General features: G+C 48.2%; 21 protein-coding genes. 18 read left to right on the top strand and 3 right to left on the bottom strand.

Features of this window, described 5'->3' with window-relative positions; translation table 11 throughout:
- Nucleotides 1-73 precede the first annotated feature (73 nt).
- The 8 genes from FGB90_RS15190 to FGB90_RS15155 all read left to right on the top strand — a co-directional run bounded on the left by FGB90_RS15190 (nucleotide 74) and on the right by FGB90_RS15155 (nucleotide 7970).
- Complete coding sequence (locus FGB90_RS15190; RefSeq protein WP_138811713.1) at nucleotides 74-2038, top strand: asparagine synthase-related protein; 1965 nt, start codon at nucleotides 74-76, stop codon at nucleotides 2036-2038.
- A complete protein-coding gene (locus FGB90_RS15185; protein ID WP_138811712.1) occupies nucleotides 2035-2205 on the top strand; it encodes a paeninodin family lasso peptide in 171 nt (56 codons plus the stop codon). The genes FGB90_RS15190 and FGB90_RS15185 overlap by 4 nt, the downstream gene beginning before the upstream one ends.
- 76 nt (nucleotides 2206-2281) lie before the next feature.
- The gene (locus FGB90_RS15180; protein WP_138811711.1) at nucleotides 2282-3214 is read left to right on the top strand and encodes a phosphoenolpyruvate carboxykinase (ATP); all 933 of its coding nucleotides are present in this window, start codon (nucleotides 2282-2284) and stop codon (nucleotides 3212-3214) included.
- A complete protein-coding gene (locus FGB90_RS15175; protein WP_138811710.1) occupies nucleotides 3211-3504 on the top strand; it encodes a lasso peptide biosynthesis PqqD family chaperone in 294 nt (97 codons plus the stop codon). Before FGB90_RS15180 ends, FGB90_RS15175 begins: the two co-directional genes overlap by 4 nt.
- A 2-nt stretch (nucleotides 3505-3506) precedes the next feature.
- Complete coding sequence (locus FGB90_RS15170) at nucleotides 3507-4007, top strand: lasso peptide biosynthesis B2 protein (protein WP_138811709.1); 501 nt, start codon at nucleotides 3507-3509, stop codon at nucleotides 4005-4007.
- Entirely contained in the window at nucleotides 3985-5151 is a 1167-nt protein-coding gene (locus FGB90_RS15165; protein WP_171051865.1) for a nucleotidyltransferase domain-containing protein, read from the top strand. Before FGB90_RS15170 ends, FGB90_RS15165 begins: the two co-directional genes overlap by 23 nt.
- A gap of 11 nt (nucleotides 5152-5162) precedes the next feature.
- Entirely contained in the window at nucleotides 5163-6950 is a 1788-nt protein-coding gene (locus tag FGB90_RS15160; protein ID WP_138811707.1) for an ABC transporter ATP-binding protein, read from the top strand.
- 12 nt (nucleotides 6951-6962) lie between these two features.
- Nucleotides 6963-7970 (top strand): metallophosphoesterase, encoded by a 1008-nt coding sequence (locus FGB90_RS15155; protein WP_138811706.1) that lies wholly within the window; start codon nucleotides 6963-6965, stop codon nucleotides 7968-7970.
- A 48-nt stretch (nucleotides 7971-8018) separates the two neighbouring features.
- On the opposite strand, the gene FGB90_RS15150 is transcribed toward FGB90_RS15155, so the two are convergent.
- On the bottom strand, nucleotides 8019-8807 hold the full coding sequence (locus tag FGB90_RS15150) for a hypothetical protein (RefSeq protein ID WP_138811705.1): 789 nt from the start codon (nucleotides 8805-8807) through the stop codon (nucleotides 8019-8021).
- Nucleotides 8808-8914: 107 nt separating this feature from the next.
- Between FGB90_RS15150 and FGB90_RS15145 the strand changes: the two genes are divergently transcribed.
- On the top strand, nucleotides 8915-9409 hold the full coding sequence (locus FGB90_RS15145) for a hypothetical protein (RefSeq protein WP_138811704.1): 495 nt from the start codon (nucleotides 8915-8917) through the stop codon (nucleotides 9407-9409).
- A gap of 32 nt (nucleotides 9410-9441) precedes the next feature.
- Here the strand turns inward: FGB90_RS15145 and FGB90_RS15140 are convergent, their stop codons facing one another.
- Nucleotides 9442-10254, bottom strand: coding sequence for a hypothetical protein (locus tag FGB90_RS15140; RefSeq protein ID WP_138811703.1), 813 nt, complete (start codon nucleotides 10252-10254; stop codon nucleotides 9442-9444).
- Nucleotides 10255-10415: 161 nt separating this feature from the next.
- On the opposite strand from FGB90_RS15140, the gene FGB90_RS15135 reads away from it, so the two are divergent.
- The 8 genes from FGB90_RS15135 to perR all read left to right on the top strand — a co-directional run bounded on the left by FGB90_RS15135 (nucleotide 10416) and on the right by perR (nucleotide 16173).
- A complete protein-coding gene (locus tag FGB90_RS15135) occupies nucleotides 10416-10949 on the top strand; it encodes a hypothetical protein (protein ID WP_138811702.1) in 534 nt (177 codons plus the stop codon).
- 21 nt (nucleotides 10950-10970) lie between these two features.
- Entirely contained in the window at nucleotides 10971-12080 is a 1110-nt protein-coding gene (locus FGB90_RS15130; RefSeq protein WP_138811701.1) for an aminopeptidase, read from the top strand.
- A 231-nt stretch (nucleotides 12081-12311) separates the two neighbouring features.
- Nucleotides 12312-12770: an RNA polymerase sigma factor gene (locus FGB90_RS15125; RefSeq protein WP_138811700.1), complete on the top strand. Its 459-nt coding sequence runs from the start codon at nucleotides 12312-12314 to the stop codon at nucleotides 12768-12770.
- Between the two features lie 6 nt (nucleotides 12771-12776).
- A complete protein-coding gene (locus tag FGB90_RS15120; protein ID WP_138811699.1) occupies nucleotides 12777-13976 on the top strand; it encodes a hypothetical protein in 1200 nt (399 codons plus the stop codon).
- A 30-nt stretch (nucleotides 13977-14006) separates the two neighbouring features.
- Nucleotides 14007-14132 carry a hypothetical protein gene (locus tag FGB90_RS20150; protein WP_281280062.1) on the top strand — a complete coding sequence of 42 codons (126 nt, stop codon included), beginning with the start codon at nucleotides 14007-14009 and terminating at the stop codon, nucleotides 14130-14132.
- Nucleotides 14133-14318: 186 nt separating this feature from the next.
- The gene (locus tag FGB90_RS15115) at nucleotides 14319-15278 is read left to right on the top strand and encodes a D-2-hydroxyacid dehydrogenase (RefSeq protein ID WP_138811698.1); all 960 of its coding nucleotides are present in this window, start codon (nucleotides 14319-14321) and stop codon (nucleotides 15276-15278) included.
- 51 nt (nucleotides 15279-15329) lie between these two features.
- Nucleotides 15330-15641, top strand: coding sequence for a cyclic-di-AMP receptor (locus tag FGB90_RS15110; protein WP_138811697.1), 312 nt, complete (start codon nucleotides 15330-15332; stop codon nucleotides 15639-15641).
- A 97-nt stretch (nucleotides 15642-15738) separates the two neighbouring features.
- Nucleotides 15739-16173, top strand: coding sequence for a peroxide-responsive transcriptional repressor PerR (gene perR / locus FGB90_RS15105; RefSeq protein WP_138811696.1), 435 nt, complete (start codon nucleotides 15739-15741; stop codon nucleotides 16171-16173).
- A gap of 131 nt (nucleotides 16174-16304) precedes the next feature.
- Here the strand turns inward: perR and FGB90_RS15100 are convergent, their stop codons facing one another.
- On the bottom strand, nucleotides 16305-16652 hold the full coding sequence (locus FGB90_RS15100) for a YgzB family protein (RefSeq protein WP_138811695.1): 348 nt from the start codon (nucleotides 16650-16652) through the stop codon (nucleotides 16305-16307).
- 186 nt (nucleotides 16653-16838) lie between these two features.
- Here FGB90_RS15100 and FGB90_RS15095 point away from each other — a divergent pair, with 186 nt between their 5' ends.
- A complete protein-coding gene (locus FGB90_RS15095; RefSeq protein ID WP_138811694.1) occupies nucleotides 16839-17717 on the top strand; it encodes a nucleotidyltransferase-like protein in 879 nt (292 codons plus the stop codon).
- The last annotated feature ends 378 nt before the right edge of the window (nucleotides 17718-18095 follow it).

The following is an 18095-nucleotide window of genomic DNA, read 5'->3' as shown; positions in this document are numbered from 1 at the left end:
CCCTATTCGGACCGAGGGTAGGGGGGATTTTTTTCAAGTGGGGTGTTCGTTATAAAAGGTGGTGAGAGAGCAGATGAGTGCAATTTTCGGTATGGCGAGGCTGAAAGGTCTACTGGGAACAGATGCCGCAGAACAGGGGAAACGGTCATTCTTTACCTTTGTACCGAGGTTCAATGAAGAAATGGCTTCTTCATGGCAGAGTGATACGGCACTCATGTGCTCTCTTAACCAGTGGATCACACCGGAGTCTGAAGGAGAATTTCAGCCACTCACAGATAAAGAAAGCGGGCTCACGATTGCTGCTGATGTGATCCTGGATAACCGGGATGAATTGTTCGCCAGTCTTCAGGTAAAAAAGGACATGCATCACCTCATCAGCGACTGCCGGCTCATATTGATGGCCTACCGGAAGTGGGGCGTTGAGACGCCGAAGCATCTGATAGGCGACTTTGCGTTCCTGATTTGGGATGAAAAGAACAAACGAGTATTTGCTGCCAGAGACTACTCGGGTACAAGAACGCTGTATTTCACGAAAAACGAGGAACGCATTGCCTTCTCATCGACAATGAAACCGCTGCTTCATATGGCCGGTGTGTCTGACCGGATCAACAGACAGTGGATGGCGGAGTTTATTGCGATTTCCACCCTGGTGGAAGCCATTGATATGAGTGCGACCGTATACGAGGATATTGGTCAGGTGCCTCCATGCCATTTCCTTCTTGCTGAAAGAGGACGGATTACCATTCGAAGGTACCGGACATTTGAAAGCCGAAGACAGCTCTATCTTTCCAGTGATGGTGAATACGAGGAGGCCTTCCGGGAGGTGCTGGGAAGGGCCGTGAATGACAGGCTGAGAAGCCGGGGCAGAATCGGTTCCTACCTGAGCGGCGGACTTGATTCGGGGTCCGTGGCAAGCCTGGCAGCCCCGAGTTTGAAAAAACAGAACAAAAAACTGTACACGTTCAGTTACGTTCCGGTAGCTGAGTTCGAAAACTGGACACCTTCCTATTTTGTGCCGGATGAAACAGACAACATAAAAACAACGGTCACACACATCGGCAGTACAGAACCGGAATTTCTTGATTTTGAGGGGATGAGCCCTTATTCGGAATTGGATGACATGCTTGATGTAATGGAAATGCCGTACAAGTTTTTCGAAAATGCCTTCTGGATGAAACGAATTCCTGAAAGAGCAGCAGAAAAAGGCGTTAATGTTCTTCTAAACGGGGCGAGGGGAAACTACTCGATCTCCTGGGGGAACCTGAATGTGGCCTACGATTATTATCAGAGGCTGCTGAAAACACTTCAGTGGAGTGTCCTGAACAGAGAACTGACTGACTACTGCCGCCAGTTCAGTACCGGTAAAAGAGTGATGATTCCTTTTCTTGCAAGGCAGATCGCAGTGAATCTTGTGAGCAAAATGAAAGCAGAAGTTGAAACAGGCTCGTGGATTAATCCAGAACTGGCTCGAGAGACAAATGTATTTGAGAAAGTTGAAGAGGTTGGAATCAACAAGATTTATTCTCCTTCTATTACAGATGACGAATATAGAAGGCGTCATTTTAATAACGTGTTCAGCTGGAATAAGTCCGGCACGCTTTTTTCGAAGCTGTCTTACCGTTACGGGGTCTGGGACCGGGATCCGACCAACGATTTGAGGGTGGTAAAGTTCTGCCTGTCCATCCCGCCTGAACAGTACGTGAATCATGGATTGAGCCGCTCGATCCTAAGGAGAGCGATGAAAGGCTTTCTTCCAGACAGTGTTCTTATGAATCAGCAGAATAAGGGGCTTCAGGGCGCCGATGTCATTCACAGAATGAGAAACAAATGGCCTATATTTATAAATGAACTTTACGAAGCCGCAACGGATCCGGTAACTCTTGAATATGCAGATCGCGAAAAATTCGAGCTGGCCATTCAGAAAGTGGAAGCCAGCTCCGATGAGTCTGTTCTGTTTACAGATGCCTTTAAAACAGTTACAAGAGTGCTTATAGTGCACCGGTTCTTACATAAAACTCGAAAGGAGGTGAAATTATGAAAAAGCAGTGGATTGAGCCGGGACTTGATGTCTTGGACGTGACTCATACTTATACAGGTAAAGGGAATGCCATTCCGGATTGTTCTGACATTGAAGACCCACCTGTAACGCACGAGGGCAGATCAAACAACCGTCCTGATAATCGGTGTATCTCATCAACCAGCTGAGAAAACAGGGCTTCCCTTATGCTATTGAGTATAAGGGAACCATTTACTAAACGAAAGCGGGGAAGGAAGCATCGCAATGATTGAAACAATTTCTCGAACATCATATCAGGCATTCGGGTTCAATATATTGAGTGAGGTCACGCTTCCCGAGGCAAAAGAAACAGAAGTGAAACAGGAGAATGAAGCAGACATCACAATTAAAATCGGTGATTTGACGAGGTTATGGGAAGAGCATGCAAGTTCGGATAGGTCCTATTTTGTAAAAGAAGGGCTTGTTGGATTCAAAATTCCGGATGTGGCCATATTTTCAATCAGCGAAGGCAGGGAGATCACAGTCATGCCGCTTGCGGACGGGGTTGAAGATCAAATCCGTCTTTACGTTCTAGGAACGTGTATGGGAACAGTGCTGATGCACCGCAGAATCCTTCCTCTTCACGGAAGTGCGGTTGAAATAAACGGAAAAGCGTATGCCGTGGTCGGTCATTCCGGTGCTGGTAAATCCACGACAGCCACAGCTTTTCTTAAAAAAGGCTTCAGCCTGGTAAGTGACGATGTGATTCCTGTGAGTATGAATCAAGATGGGCAGCCGTATGTTACACCTGCCTACCCGCAACAGAAGCTCTGGCAGGAAAGCCTCCTATCGTTCGGGGAGAGCCCGGAACTTTACAGACCGCTTGCGGACCGGGATACAAAGTATGCTGTTCCGGTAACCTCGCAATTTTCAAAACAGAGCGTTCCGCTCGCAGGAGTAGTGGAGCTTGTCAAAACAGACATTGATAAAATCACCATCCTGCCTGTGAATAAACTGGAACGATTAAACCTGCTGTTTCGCCATACGTACCGCAATTTTTTCCTTTCAGAGGCCGGGTTAATGGACTGGCATTTTAAGACATCAGCCAAACTGGTGAGTAGAATATCTTTCTTTGCTCTCGAACGGCCGTCTGAAGGTTTTACAGCTCACGAAGTATGTGAAGCGATATTATCCACCATTGATGAGGAGGCAGACTGATGATTGCAAAACAGACTATTTCCCTTGATCACCAGGTAACTCAGAAGCCCGGGAATATTGCCAGTGATATGGACGGGGATAAAGTAATGCTTAGTGTAGAAAATGGAAAGTATTACAACCTCGGTGAAACCGGAGGCGCAATCTGGGAGCTGATTGAAAAGCCGGCAGCTGTGCGTGACGTCGTAACTAGTCTCTGTAATGAGTACGACGTCTCCGAAGAGGAATGCGTAAAACAGGTAACGGCATTTCTGACACAGCTGGATGAAGAAAACCTGATTGATGTGAAGTAGCGATGGGGAAAGCAGCTGTATTGATTCGTAAATTAAGGGCATTTTGGAATCTGCCGCTTCCTTCAAAGAAGAGATATGCAGAGGCTTATGTGTGCCTGGCCCTTGGACGATGGCAGAAAGGGAGGCCGTTTTCCCGCCTTTCTCCAACTCTGGGTAAATATATGGAAGAGTCGCCGGGGGAGGTTGAGGCAACCCAGGTAAAGTCAGTGAAAGAGGTATCAGTCGCCGTTCATGCGATGACCAGTTATACCTTCTGGGAGAGTCAGTGTATGGTCAAAGCGCTGGCTGCCAAAAGGATGCTGGAGCGCAGAGGCATAGATAGTACACTATACATGGGGACGGCAAAGGATCCGGATGGGAAGCTGGCAGCTCATGCCTGGCTCAGAAGCGGGCCCTTTATCGTTACCGGGAAGGAAGGAAAAGAGCGGTTTACCGTGGTGGCGATGTATGCACAAAAAACGAGTACGAAAGGAGAGTCCCATGAAGAGAGAGTCTGTAATTGACAAAAACAGATTAACGCCTGAACTGAACGTGATGATCGATCTTCTTAACGGAAAAGACAGCTCAAAAGCAGTCAATGATCATGCTTTTTCCTGGGACTCATTTCTGCACCATTGCTTTCACCACCGTCTGTTTCCGCTCGTACATACAAGACTGAAGGAAGCTGCTGTTGAGGTACCCGAAAGGATCCGGCAGACGCTCGCTGCGGAATATAAGCGAAATGCATTTAATATGCTGTTTCTAACCTCGCAGATGGAAACGATCAGCAAAGCTTTTTCCGAAAGGCGCCTACGGGCTCTTTTTCTCAAAGGGCCGGTTTTGGCACAGGATTTGTACGGCAGTACCAGTGAGAGAACGTCCCATGATATAGATTTGCTTGTGGAACTCGAAGACTATGAAAAAGTGAAAGAGACTGTGCTTGATCTCGGTTATCGCGAAAAGGAGTTCATCCGCACCATTCTCGGTGACTGGAAGTGGCGGCACTACCATACCATCTTTATCCACCCGAAGACTGGCGTTAAAGTGGAAATTCATTGGCGTCTTCACCCGGGACCAGGTAAGGAACCGGCTTTCAAAGAGCTTTGGGAAAGGCGGCGGACAAGTACTCTGACAACTCACCCGGTGTATATGCTCAGCAAGGAGGATCTGTTTTACTATTTGAGTACACACGGAGCGCGGCACGGCTGGTCCAGACTCCGGTGGCTTTTTGATATCAGGCAGCTCATTGATAAGGAAATGGACTGGAAGCTGGCCGGGCGGATTATTTCCGCCAATCAGGCAGCCAGTACAGGAGGACAGGCTCTTCTGCTCGTTTCTTGTTTGTTTAATACACATTGCCCGACAGATATCCATAAGCTGAAAACCATCCGTGCTGTGAAACAGGCAAAAAAGGCAGCCTTCTACATGGAAACGATGATTAATATTCATGATGAGCCATTGGCTGAGAAGATAGCCGATTATCACAAACAGTATTTGTTTTCATTAATGTCACAACGGCAGAAACTGCTTTTTACTCTCAGCTTTATGTACCCTTATCCGGAGGATGCAGATCTCTTTCATCTACCAAAAGGGCTGCACTTTTTGTACTTTCCGCTTCGGCCGTTTCTCTGGTTCTGGAGAAAGAAAAGAAAACAGGCGCTTACTTAGGAGGAATCAGAATGGACGCCTTATTGTATTTCGTCCGTCAGATGCACGATTATGCAGGAAAAGGACTTTATGTAAATATGCTTGCCATGGCCGGAATCGGCCTGCTTGAAGGTGTCGGCATTCTGATGCTCATTCCGATGATCGCCATGACAGGTCTGGTGGAACTGGACGCAGCGGGGACGCCGGTGGCTGGGCTTTTTGACACGATCGGCTCCATTCCTCCTGCAGTGGGGCTTCCTGCAATTCTTGGCATCTACGTGCTGATTTCGATCGGACAGAGTGTGCTGCAAAAGCTGATCACGGTACGCAACTCCAAAATTCAGCACGGCTTTTTCAGGCATATGAGAATTCAGACGTATGATTCCATTTTGCATGCCAACTGGCGTTTTTTTATTAAGCATCGTAAATCGGATCTGATAAATGTACTGACCTCGGAACTGGCACGCGCAAGCGCCGGCACCTACTCCATTCTGCAGTTTCTTGCGGGTCTGGTGTTTACTTTCATTCAGATTGGTCTTGCTTTCTGGCTGTCGCCAACGATCACGTCTTTTGTACTGTTATTTGGTCTTATTCTGTTATTTTTTTCGCGGAAGTTTGTAAAGCGGGCGTTTGCTCTGGGGAGCCAGAATTACGAACTGAGTAAGACCTATCTAGCCGGAATAACTGATCAGGTAAACGGGATCAAGGATATTAAAAGTAACACACTGGAAGAGTCGAGAATGTCCTGGTACAGAGATTTAACAGATCGAATCCGCAACGAGCAGATCGATTTTACAAAAGTGAAAACCACCTCACAGCTTTACTACAAGACAGCGTCGGCAGTTCTGATTGCCGTATTTGTTTACTTGGCCATCACGCTTTTTTCCGCACAGCTTGCGCAACTGATGCTTATTCTTGTCATCTTCGGACGTCTTTGGCCACGGGTCGCCGGGATTCAGGCATCTCTGGAGCAAATCTCAACGATGATCCCAGCCTTCCGTGCTGTCAAAGCCATGCAGCACGAGTGCAGAAATGCTCGCGAGTTTTCTGATTCAGACGATGCAGAACCTCTGAACCTTCAGCAGGGCATAACCTGCCGGAACGTGATGTTCCGTTATAACAGAGATGCAGATAAACTCGCACTGAACGATGTAAACACCTTTTTCCCTGCCAACCGGATGACGGCCGTAGTCGGCCGCTCGGGTGCGGGGAAGAGTACCCTCATAGACCTTCTGATGGGGCTGAACCAGCCGGAAACCGGCGAGGTGCTGTTTGACGGAAAGCCGCTAACCTCCGACACACTCGTTTCGCTAAGAAAAGCGATCAGCTATGTGCCGCAGGATCCGTTTCTGTTTAACGCGACGATCCGGGAGAATATGATGCTCATGAAGCCGGATGCCACGGAGGAGGAGATCTGGGAAGCGCTCGAGTTTTCTTCGGCAGCTGAATTTGTGGACAAGCTTGAGGACGGACTCGACTCCCTGATCGGGGATAGAGGGATCCGCCTTTCCGGCGGGGAGCGCCAGCGCCTCGTGCTTGCCCGGGCAATTCTTCGCCAGCCGTCGATTCTCGTGCTCGATGAGGCGACGAGCGCACTGGATACGGAGAACGAGAAAAAAATCCAGGCGGCGATCGACCGTCTGAAAGGGAAGATGACCATCGTCGTGATCGCCCACCGGCTGTCAACGATCCGCAATGCCGACCAGGTGATCGTCCTTGAAGACGGAAAAGTTATTCAGAACGGGGAATATACGAAGCTTGCAGGTGAAAAGAGCGGTGTGTTCAGAAGTCTTCTCAGAAACCAGATGCAGGCAACATAACCGGTGGTGTAAATGAAAATGAAGCGTGCAGGGGGAAAACGGGTGGTGTGGCTGGGGTTAGCGGTAATTGTTATCGTGTTCGTTCTTTTTACTGTTTGGGACAACACTCGGATCGTCACGGCGGAAAAGGAGATTGAACTGATCCGGGTGGCAGGAGGAGCGGAGATCCGGATCCTTCACGTCACCGATCTCCATGAAAAAACATTCGGAGAAAACCAGCAGCGTCTTGCAGACAGGATTAACCGGCTGGAGTACGATGTGATCGTGTTTACCGGTGATATGCTCGATGGACTTGAAAGTACGAACACGGATCCCTATTTTGATCTGATCGACCGGATTGAAAATAAGGATCATGCCCTGTTCGTCCCGGGAAATTCCGATCCGTACAGTTATGTGCTTCGTGAAGACGGGACCGTTGAGAAAAGTAACTTTATCACGGAAATGGAGAGCCGCGGGGTGGATCTTGTGGAATCTGTTTATTCGCTCAGTCACACCGACGGCTTTACCTATCATTTTGTGTATTTTGAGTACGCGATCGGGAACGTGAGGCAGAGTCTGAATCATCTTGAAGGCGGCCGGATCGACGTCGGCCACCCTCAGTATGATGCTTATCTGGCCCATCACGAGTCTCTGGCAGAAGAGCTGGAGTTTCTCGGCCGCACCGGCAGCGAAGAAGTGGTGATCGCTTTGAATCATTACCCGGTTCAGGACGAGCGCATGACCCAGATCAGGGAGTACGGCCACCTCGAATACAGGGAATTCGATCTGATATTAGCCGGTCACTACCACGGCGGGCAGTTTCGTTTTCCGTTTCTTGGTGCACCGTTTATTCCCGAGCCCTATTTTCACCGGTACGGTCTTTTTCCGCCACAGGACCGGATTACAGGTCCCTGGCAGTATGAAAACACGAAGCAGTATGCCAGTGCCGGCCTCGGCAGCAGCGGACCTGTCCCTTTTCTCAGATTTCGTCTGTTCAACCCTCCGGAAATCAGTCTGCTTCAGGTAAACGGAGCACAGTAAATGCGCTTTCCAGTACGGATGGAAGGCGCCTTATTTGTGGTGCACTTTTTAATTGATACTTCTCATCTCTTCGAATCCTTCCTCCTCAAGCATCTGGTGAAGCTCATCCGCATCGGACGTTTCCAGGATTACGCGGCTGTCGTTTAAAAACATGTAGTACGGAAACGCATCCACCTCGTCCTCAAACATCCCTGCTTCTGTATTGAAATACACATCCACCAGAAGGAAACCCTCACCCGTATAATGATAATCTTCAAATTCGCCACGTACATCATCGATATTTGCCTGGCTGTAGGGGAGGTCGGCAAAAGCGAGAATGCTGTACGCCTCATCCCAATCCGCAAGATACTCCTGATAGCCATCTACAATCAGATCCATGTCCATTGCCCCAAGGTAGATTTCCTCTGCTGTGTAAATCGGAGTAAAATCCGGACGCTGATGGACGAGGTAATCAATATCTGTCATGACTTCCTCCTCGAATTCCTCAACGGTATTTACCCTTGCCGAAACCTCCTGTTGCATAAATATCCTAAAGAAATCGGAAACCGGATACGAAAGCTCGGCTTCAATCTCAACCTCATCGTCACCGATAAAAATAGCGGTGTCTTCTGTCACCATCACCCGGTACATTTCTGCTTCATAATCATCGGCAATCGTGGCGTCTTCGTGAAAATTCTGATAGTCCTCTTCACTCAGGTTGTCCCCGACAAAAACCGGAAGCAGGGTGTCCCTCACGGAAATGGAATTTAATGTACCTTCGATATTTTTTTCTCCTTCCTCGTTGTCCGCACATGCGGCGAGTAAGAGGAGTGCCGCTCCTGCTGCGATCCACTTCATAACTGCCTCCTAAAACACCTTTTGCTTCATCGTACCAAAAAATTACCAAGATTCGAAATGTTTTGTTATTATGGAGATCATACATACTGAATTCGTGCTGAGGTGAAATGATGAAGCAGATTTTACCCCTGATCCTGATTGCAGCCCTGATCGCAGGTGCCATCTTCTTTTTTCAGGACCCCATGGAAGACGGAGCAACAGAGGAGCGCCACTGGGAGCGGACGATCACATCGGAAACAGGTGCCGATGCGTGGGACATTACAGTCTTTCTTGCCCAGGGTGAGGAAGGTGCCGATATTGGCGTTGACCTCGAGTACAATCTTGAGCCACGGGAACTGGAACAGTTCGAATTTATCCTGACGATTGCTGACCCTGTAAACGGGTTCTTTATTCAGGAAACCGTCACCGAGGATTTCGACGGCGTCTTTGAATACCAGGAGCGTTGCAAGTTCTGCGAGGATCCGGAACGTTTTGAACGGCAGAACCTGCCAATAAATATTCAGTTAACCTGGTCCGAAGGCGGGCAGGTCACCGGAAACAGTTACGGCGGCAAAACGATTCCAGTCAGGGAAATTATCGACCTTGAACAGAACGGACAGTAAAAGGCGCCCCGCATCAGGGCGCCTTTTCAAAGCTAGAACTCATTGTTTTTTTCCAGACCGAGATCGTCCTCAATAAAACGGAAAATGTCCTCAATATCCTCGGATTCATACAATTTCTCCCCATTCTTTATAACGACGTACTTCGGAAACTCCTCGAACATATGGTCAAAAAAGGCCAGGTTTTCTTTTCCCGCTGCCTGAATGTACATGACATGCTGATTGCGATCGGAATATTCATAAGTCCTCGTCTGAATCTCCTGGGCTGCGTTTCCGTAAAGGGAATCTTCCGTGAACGAAAGAATATTCACGTAAGTTTCATCCTCGTGATGGGGTATGTGTGTAACCGTGCCGATCAGAGTATCGAGATCCAAAGGCTCAACTTCAATCACATCGGCGGTCAGGATCGGGATCAGGGACCAGTAGTAAGGACTTCGGGAGTCAAGGTGAGTGGAAACGACAGGTTCAAAATCCTCCCGTACCGAAATGGATGCATCCTGCCCCATGGTAAATAACCATGAGGAATAAGTAAGAAGATCCTGGCCGTTCAACGGGATTTCCCTATCGGAATCCGCAAACGCTATGACCGTGTCATCGTCCATTAAAACCCGGTAGGCTTCCACTTCGTAGTCTTCCAGCACGTCATGCCGGCCGCTCCGTATATGTGAGAGATCGTAATCAGTGCCGTCCACACTGTCCTCCACGAAAACTGTAACCATGTTCCCTGCCTGATGACCGGGTACGAGTTTTCCTTCAAAGTCAGGTTCGCTTCCTGACGTATCCTCACTGCAGCCTGAAGCCAGTACCCCTGCCCCCAGAACGAGCATGTATGTAAAAAAACGTTTCATCAGTTCGTCAGTCCTTTCTCTCTATTACACCTATCATCGTACCACGCCTCCAGTTCCCGGTAACACCACTTATGGAAAATTAAGATAAATACTCCCTTAAAACACCAAAGTCCAGATGAATTCTGATAGGATAGAGAAAGGAAAAAAGAGGTGAGGCATGAGTGAAGCAGTTTTTACCGATTATACTGATTGTAGGAATCATCGCCGGTGCCATGTTCTTTTTCCAGGAACCTGCAGCTCAAGAGGAAGCAGAGCGGGACTGGACCGGAACCAATCCGGCACTTTACAGTATGGGTGGCGGGCCGGGCAAATGGGATCTGTCGTACTGGGCAGATTATGAGGAAGCAGAAGAAACGGTAATCGGGATTGACCTGACATACAAAGATGAGGACAGTACCGGTGAAGTGGAAGCAGTTGAAGTGTTCATACAGTTTCACAACCCTTACGGAGTCATGTATTATCAGGAGCTGGAGATCGAAGACTTTGACGGATCCGTAGCCATCCATGAAGTGTGCGACTTCTGTACAGAGAAAGCCCAGGCGGAATGGGAAGAGAGGTTCGGCGGTTTCGGCGGATCAGGTATTTCAGGCTATATGGAGATGTCATGGATCTCTGATGGTGCCGTATATGAGACAGGAACTGAACTCAGCTTTCCCCAGAAGGTCCTCCAGAGGAGCGCTGAAGAAGAGAATTGACCAAAAAAGGAGCGAGTCATCATGAAAGACGCACGGATTGAAAAACTGGCCGGGGTGCTTCTCGACCATTCCATAAAAATAAATAAAGGCGAGCGTGTGCTGATCAAAGGCCATTACGCCACAAAACCGCTCATGACAGAACTCATCGACCAGGTTTACGCCCGTGGAGCCTATCCCTACACTGAGCTCCTTGATGACGAGATCGGCCGCCATCTCAGCATGGGGTACGAAAAAGAACAGCTGGAAACGTCCGCTGCCTGGGCAATGAAGCGCTATGAGGACGTGGATGCCGTGATCGCCATTATTGCCGAGGAAAACGACGCCGAAATGGCGGAAGTGCCGAGCGAAAAGTTTAAACTCCGGGGAGAGGTGTTCAAGCCGGTACAGGAATTCTACATAAATAACCGACGCTGGGTGCTGCTCAATTACCCGACGCCGGCACTGGCACAGAAAGCAGGGATGAGCACAAAAGCATTTACCGATTTCCTTCTCGACGTCTGCACGGCGGACTATAGGAAAATGGAGCGGGCATTTGAACCGTTTAAGGAACTTATGGAGAAGACAGACCGGGTCCGTATTACCGCGCCGGGTACGGATCTGACTTTTTCCATAAAAGACATTCCTGTAGTGCCGTGTGCGGGCGAGGCGAACATTCCGGACGGGGAAATCTACTCCGCACCGGTTAAGGACAGCGTTAACGGCACGATTGCGTTCAACACTCCCTGCCCATACCGCGGAGTCACGTACCAGAACGTGAAGCTCACGTTTAAGGACGGGAAAATTGTGGAAGCTGACGCTGATCAGAAGGAAAAACTTGAAGCGATCCTCGATACGGACGAAGGGGCACGTTTTGCCGGGGAGTTTGCCATCGGGGTGAATCCCTACATCCTGCATCCTATGGGGGACATTCTGTTTGACGAGAAGATCGGCGGCAGCCTGCATTTTACACCGGGGGAAGCTTATGAGGATGCGGATAACGGAAACCGCTCGGCTGTCCACTGGGATATGGTGCTCATCCAGCGTCCCGAGTACGGCGGCGGGGAGATCTACTTTGATGATGTCCTTGTAAGAAAGGACGGGGAATTTGTCCTGGATGAACTGGCCGGACTGAACCCTGATCAATTAAAATAAGCCCTTAAGGGCGCTTGACCATGACACTTTCGGGATAGGGGCATAGAGTAAAGTACAGGTGATCCCAATCCCTCTTCAATAATAATAAATCTTGATGCGAGGCCTCTGTGCCTCGCTTTTTTTTGCCCGTAAGTGGACAGGTTTAAAAAACTTCACTTTTTTCAAACACTTGTGCCGTCTCATCCGTTATCTTAATGACAGGTCACAAAAAAATGAAGTGAGTTGGAGCAGATGGACGTGAGAACGATGTACCGCACACTTGAAAATGACCTGCACCGCTTTGCCCGATCTATCGCCCGTCACAGGCAGGAAGCCGATGACCTCGTTCAGCTGGCGCTGGAAAAAGCACTGGCGAACCCGGGAATTGCAGGGCTCCCGGTTCACAAACAGCGGGCGTGGTTTTTCAGAGTCATGAAAAATCAGCTGATTGACGAGAGGCGCAGGGAAAAGCGGGTCACCGGGTGGGAGGAGGAATACGATTTTCCGATCCGGGAGCAGGCACTGAGTCCCGTGGAGGTCACCGATCTGCTCAGTTCCCTGAGCGACGAACAGCGCGACATCGTATTTAAGCGGTACTGGATTGGACTAACGAGTCAGGAGATCGGATCCCAGCTGGGACTGCCACCGGCAACGGTCAGGTATAAGCTCAGCAGGGCGGTAAAACAGCTTCGGAAAAAACTGGAGGAGTGATGAACGATGGGAAAACAGCGAATCGGAAACGTGGGACTGCTTAACTTAACTAGTGCAACAGAAACATCGATTGCAAATATCGGGAAGATCGAAAACGTTGGATGCGTCCTTTATAAGCCGGAAACGGCTCACCTGATCACGGCCCTTAATATTGGCAACATCGGAAAAACCATGGAAATAAAAAAGGAGTTCACGGTGCTGAACGGACAGGTAACGCTCGACCGCAGTTATTTTTCCACGGTGGAAAAACCCCTTACTCTTCTCGTGAACGGGCAGGCTGTGATTACGAAGGACGTCACGGCAGAAGACATCAGGGATAAGGTGGAGGGGCTTGTTATTAACGGATCACTTTTTGCACCGGCTGCTGTGTCCGGTGCCCTGCACGAGCGGACAAAAGACACCGCTGGAGGAGTGAGGACGTATGAAGGAGACCGGCCCCGTATAATTAACGGAAGCCATGAACTGACTGACCGCTACCTCCATTCCGTTGATACGAAGGTGAGTCTGACCGTTAATGGGGTTTTATCCCTTTCTGATGATCTCGATATGAATCTCTTTGCAGAAAAGATTGAAGATCTTCAAGTGAATGGAATCGTTCGTCTGAATGAATCACAGGAACCGGACCTGTTCAGGAAAAATCCGCTCATTAACGGTGTTACAGAAGTGATCCCGGATGGTTATGTGTACGCTTCAAAAACGCTGGTTCTTACTGGCCGCTCGATCCGCCGCTTTAAAAAAGGCAGGATTTTTACGAAGAAACCTGTGGTTTTTGACCGGGATGTGACCCGGGAGGCATTCGAGGCATCCATCAGCGATATCCGGTCGTCCTCGGTTATCGTCTGCCATGAAGATGTTGAGGACCTGGTCTTCGAACGCTGTGACCCGCTCGAGGCAGAGGTGCTTACGTACAGCGGAAAATACGCATTAATCGAAGATGAAGAGTGGTTCCGTGAAGACTTTGAAGCGTTTGAAGGAAAAGTGACGCTCGTTGTCACCGGGACGCTTCGACTGGATGACAGCACAGATGCCGGTATTCTACGCTCGAATGTGGAGGCCATCGATCTTGCGGGCTCTATTATAGTTCCGAATAAAGAGGTGAAAGGTGCCGTCCAGACCCTGCTTCGACTGAAAGAAGGCGATGTACATGCAGCTGGTGAAAAGGAAGAAGGGCCGGCCATATCCAATTTTGGTGAACTGTCACTTTAGACACCTCATCATTAAAAGGAGGCGGACATCATGCTGATCCATCACGATCGGGAGACGGTTCTTATGAGAATGAAGGAAATGGAAGATGAGTGCAGGGAAGTCAGCTTTGCCCGAAAGATCAGGCAAAGCCGCCGGCAGCCCCGTAAAGAACGATGAAAGTATTAAGTAATTAAGTACAGTCGTCCCTGCGAGGGGCGGCTGTTTTTTTTACAGGTCAGACAGGCGTTCTGCATCAGGACGGCTGATTCCTGCCGGCCTTCGTCTGTCCTCGTAACGCGCATTATGATACGATTATAAAAATTGTCCAAGTACTGTAAAAAGGAGAAGGGAGTCTGGAGCCAAATGACACTTGTCACCACATCAGCAGATTTTCAGGAGAATTTAAAAAACGGGCTCACCGGTGCTTTTCCCGAAGTCACGTTTACCTGGCACGATACAATAGAAGGAACCGAGCAGTCAGGCGACCTCAAAAAAGCGGATATACTCATTACATACGGAGAAGACCTCACGCCTGATCACATCAGAAAAGCCGGTAATCTGAAGTGGATTATGGTCGTTTCTGCAGGAATGGAGAAGATGCCGTTTAAGGCGATCGGGGAAAAAGGGATCCTTGTAACCAACGCGAGGGGGATTCATGCCACTCCTATGGCGGAATACGCCATCTCCGTCATCCTCCAGACAGCAAGAAAAGCAAAAGAACTTCTTTCACAGGAACGAGATCAGGTGTGGAGCCGTAAACTGACTATGACAGAACTGAACGGCTGCACCCTCGGGGTTCTCGGGGCAGGAGCAATCGGCAGTGAAACAGCCCGCCTGGCAAAAGCTTTCGGGATGCACACGATTGGGCTTAACCGGAGTGGCCGTCCTGCCGATCATTTCGATGAGACACTGACCTTCAGTGAATTAGACCGCATCCTGAAGAACTCGGATTTTCTCGTGTCTGTTCTGCCACACACAGAAGAGACTGCAGGGCTTCTGACGAGGGATGCTTTCCGGAAAATGAAAAACAATGCTGTATTCATTAATATGGGAAGGGGAACCGTTACTAAAGAAGAGGATCTGATTGAGGCTCTTACAGACAGAGACCTGGCCCACGCCGTACTGGACGTTTTTGAACAGGAACCCCTACCGAAAGGGCACCCTTACTGGACTATGGAAAACGTCACTGTCACTCCTCACATATCCGGTATTTCCCCTGGATACCAGCCAAGGGCAATCGGAATTTTTGAGCAAAACCTGAAGGAGTTTCTTGGATCGGGGAAGAATTATCACAATAAAATTGATGTCTCTAAAGGGTATTGAAGCAGTCGCAGAAAGCCGCTTGGAGAATGAACATAAAGGGGCGTTGATGAAATGAAACTGGTCATCTGCGTTGTGCACAACCGGTACAGCGACGCATTGGAAAAAGGATTGAAAAAGAAAGGATACCGCATGACAGAGCTTGCCAGCAGCGGTGGTTTCCTTAAAAAAGGCAGCACCACGTTTCTCTTCGGGGTGAAAGACGGTGACGCAGCAGCCCTGAAAAAGGACATGAAAGAGATCTGCACGGAACACGAAGCGAAAAAAGGAAAAGCGAAAGATGTAGACAGCCGCTACACGTCTTTTGTCATTGACGCAAAGGACAGCCTGCCGCTTCTTACGGCTTTTCATGGCAAAAATGGCTGAACGGCCCCTATCCGTTGACAAGCATGGGAATTGTTCGCTATACTAATTATAAATATTATAAAGTAAGAATGCTTTTATGAAGAAGAGGTGTTGAGAAATGGCCAATCATCGACTGGAAGAAGCCTTGCAGTCTTTAAAAAGTACGAAAGTGCGTATGACGCCTCAACGCCATGCTATACTTGAATTTCTTTTCGATGCAGAAAGCCATCCCACAGCGGATGAGATTTATAAGGCACTGGAAGGGAAATTCCCTAACATGAGCGTCGCAACAGTCTACAATAATCTTCGGGTTTTTAAAGAAGCAGGCTTGGTACGTGAACTCACTTACGGGGATTCCTCCAGCAGGTTTGACAGTAACACAACCGATCACTACCACGTCATCTGTGATGACTGCGGTAAGATTGTGGACTTTCATTACCCTGGTCTAAATGAAGTAGAGACACTTGCGGCACATGTCACGGATTTCCGTGTCAAAAATCACCGTATGGAAATTTACGGTACGTGTCCCGAGTGCCAGAAGCATAAGCATTAATATAAACAGTCGTAGACATACTGTCTTCGGCTGTTTTTTTGTTCAGGCTCTATTAAAGTCTGTTGTTGGTTTTCGTGGATAACTGAGCATAAGAAAAGACCCGGCACCTGAGCCGGGTCTGAACTGAACTGCTATTTCTTTGCGTTATATGACTCGTCGAATTCCTTACCTTCAAGTGATTTATCCAGCGTAAGGGGTTCATCGCAGTACATGCACGCGTCCACCCTGCCGAGAACCTTTGTATGCCTTTCGCAATTGGGACAGACGACCTGAACGGTTTTGGTTGAAAGCATTCCGATCCAGAAATACGTTACTGTACTCCCGATTATGGCAAGAAAACCAAGCAGCATAAACACTGTCATCAGCATGGCGTTCGTCTGAAAGAAAATCCCGAGATACATAATAATGATTCCGGCGAAAACAAGCACAAGTGCAAAAGTCCGGATCCTGTTTATTTTATTCGTATACTTTGCTCCCATGAAAACGATACCTCCCGAAAAATAATTATATCATAAGCCAAATAGGGATAACTACTGGTCAGATGTGTTCACCTTATTGTAAAATTTAAGCTCCTTATATGTGGGAGAAGGGATTTTCCTTCCTTCGTCGAACTTACATTAAAGCAGCTGCACAATTGTTTTTATATAGAGTCAGGAGGATTTACTATGGATGATTTTCTGCGCCAGCTTTATCAGGACAGAACAAGTGATTTACATACACTGGGCGTAATGCTTGTAGAAGGAAAGGATATGAATGATGCGGTTACCGACTACTTTGATGTCGTGCTCCTGGTCATTGTATCCGAGGACAAGCCTATGTGGGAAACGAAACATTACACATACGATGGTTATAAGGTGGCAATGCATCTCGTGCACACCGAGCAGCTGAATGTATGGCTGATTAACAGCAGCAATCGCCGGGTGTTCGACTGGGTCATGAATGGAAAAGTTCTTTTTGACCGGAATGAATTCGTCAGGGAGTTCCGGGAGCAGATGTTTGATTTCCCTGTCGAGGAACGTCAATTAAGAATGGGAGTGGAATTTGCCAAACTGATCCGGCGTTTTACAGACGGAAGGGCTCTCTTTCAGGCTGGTCACTACCTTGATTCCTACAATCAGATCCTTCACGCTCTTCACCACCTGGCTCGTCTTTCGGTAATCGAACACGGTTTTTATCCTGAAGTGACAGTCTGGCAGCAGGTTAAACAGATCGAACCTGAAATTCATAAGCTTTATTCAGAACTTGTAACGGGGGAGGAGCCGATAGAAAAGAAACTTGATCTCCTTCTGATTGCCAATGAATTTGAGCTGACATCCAAAACGAGGCTGGGCAGTGCTCATTTATTGAACCTGATGGCCTCTAAAGATGAACCGTGGTCTATAGAAGAACTTAAAACAAGTCTCGAAGTAAGCGAGTATTCCCTCGACCTTACTATTCTTCTGGAATATCTCGTTCAGAAAGGGTACGTGGATATCGTTCGTGTAAAGACGAAAGGGAACGCAATCTATCACCGTTATTACGAGGCGGGTAAAACTTTTTTATAAAAATAAAAATAAGTGTTGACGGTTCGTTTTGCTGCGTGGTACATTATATATCGTCGCGTTGAGAGATCAGCGCAACGGGCACCAGCGGCAAAACAGACCAAAACTTTTTTTGAAAAAGTTATTGACTCGGGATTGCCGATGTGTTAAATTATAAAAGTCGCCGCAAAACAGAGCGACAAAATAAAATGACATTCAACAGCGGGTTTTTACTTCTTTTCTGTTAAATGTCGAGTGGCCTTTGAAAACTAAACAGAAGCCAAGCGAAACATGGGATATTTTAAATATCCCGTCAATAAATTTTCATTTTGATGTCAGAGACATCGAACTTTCTACGGAGAGTTTGATCCTGGCTCAGGACGAACGCTGGCGGCGTGCCTA

The organism is Alteribacter natronophilus (genome assembly GCF_006007885.1).
GTDB classification, from domain to species: domain Bacteria; phylum Bacillota; class Bacilli; order Bacillales; family Salisediminibacteriaceae; genus Alteribacter; species Alteribacter natronophilus.
Note: the sequence above shows the minus strand (reverse complement) of the source record. Positions and strands in the feature narration are given on the sequence as shown.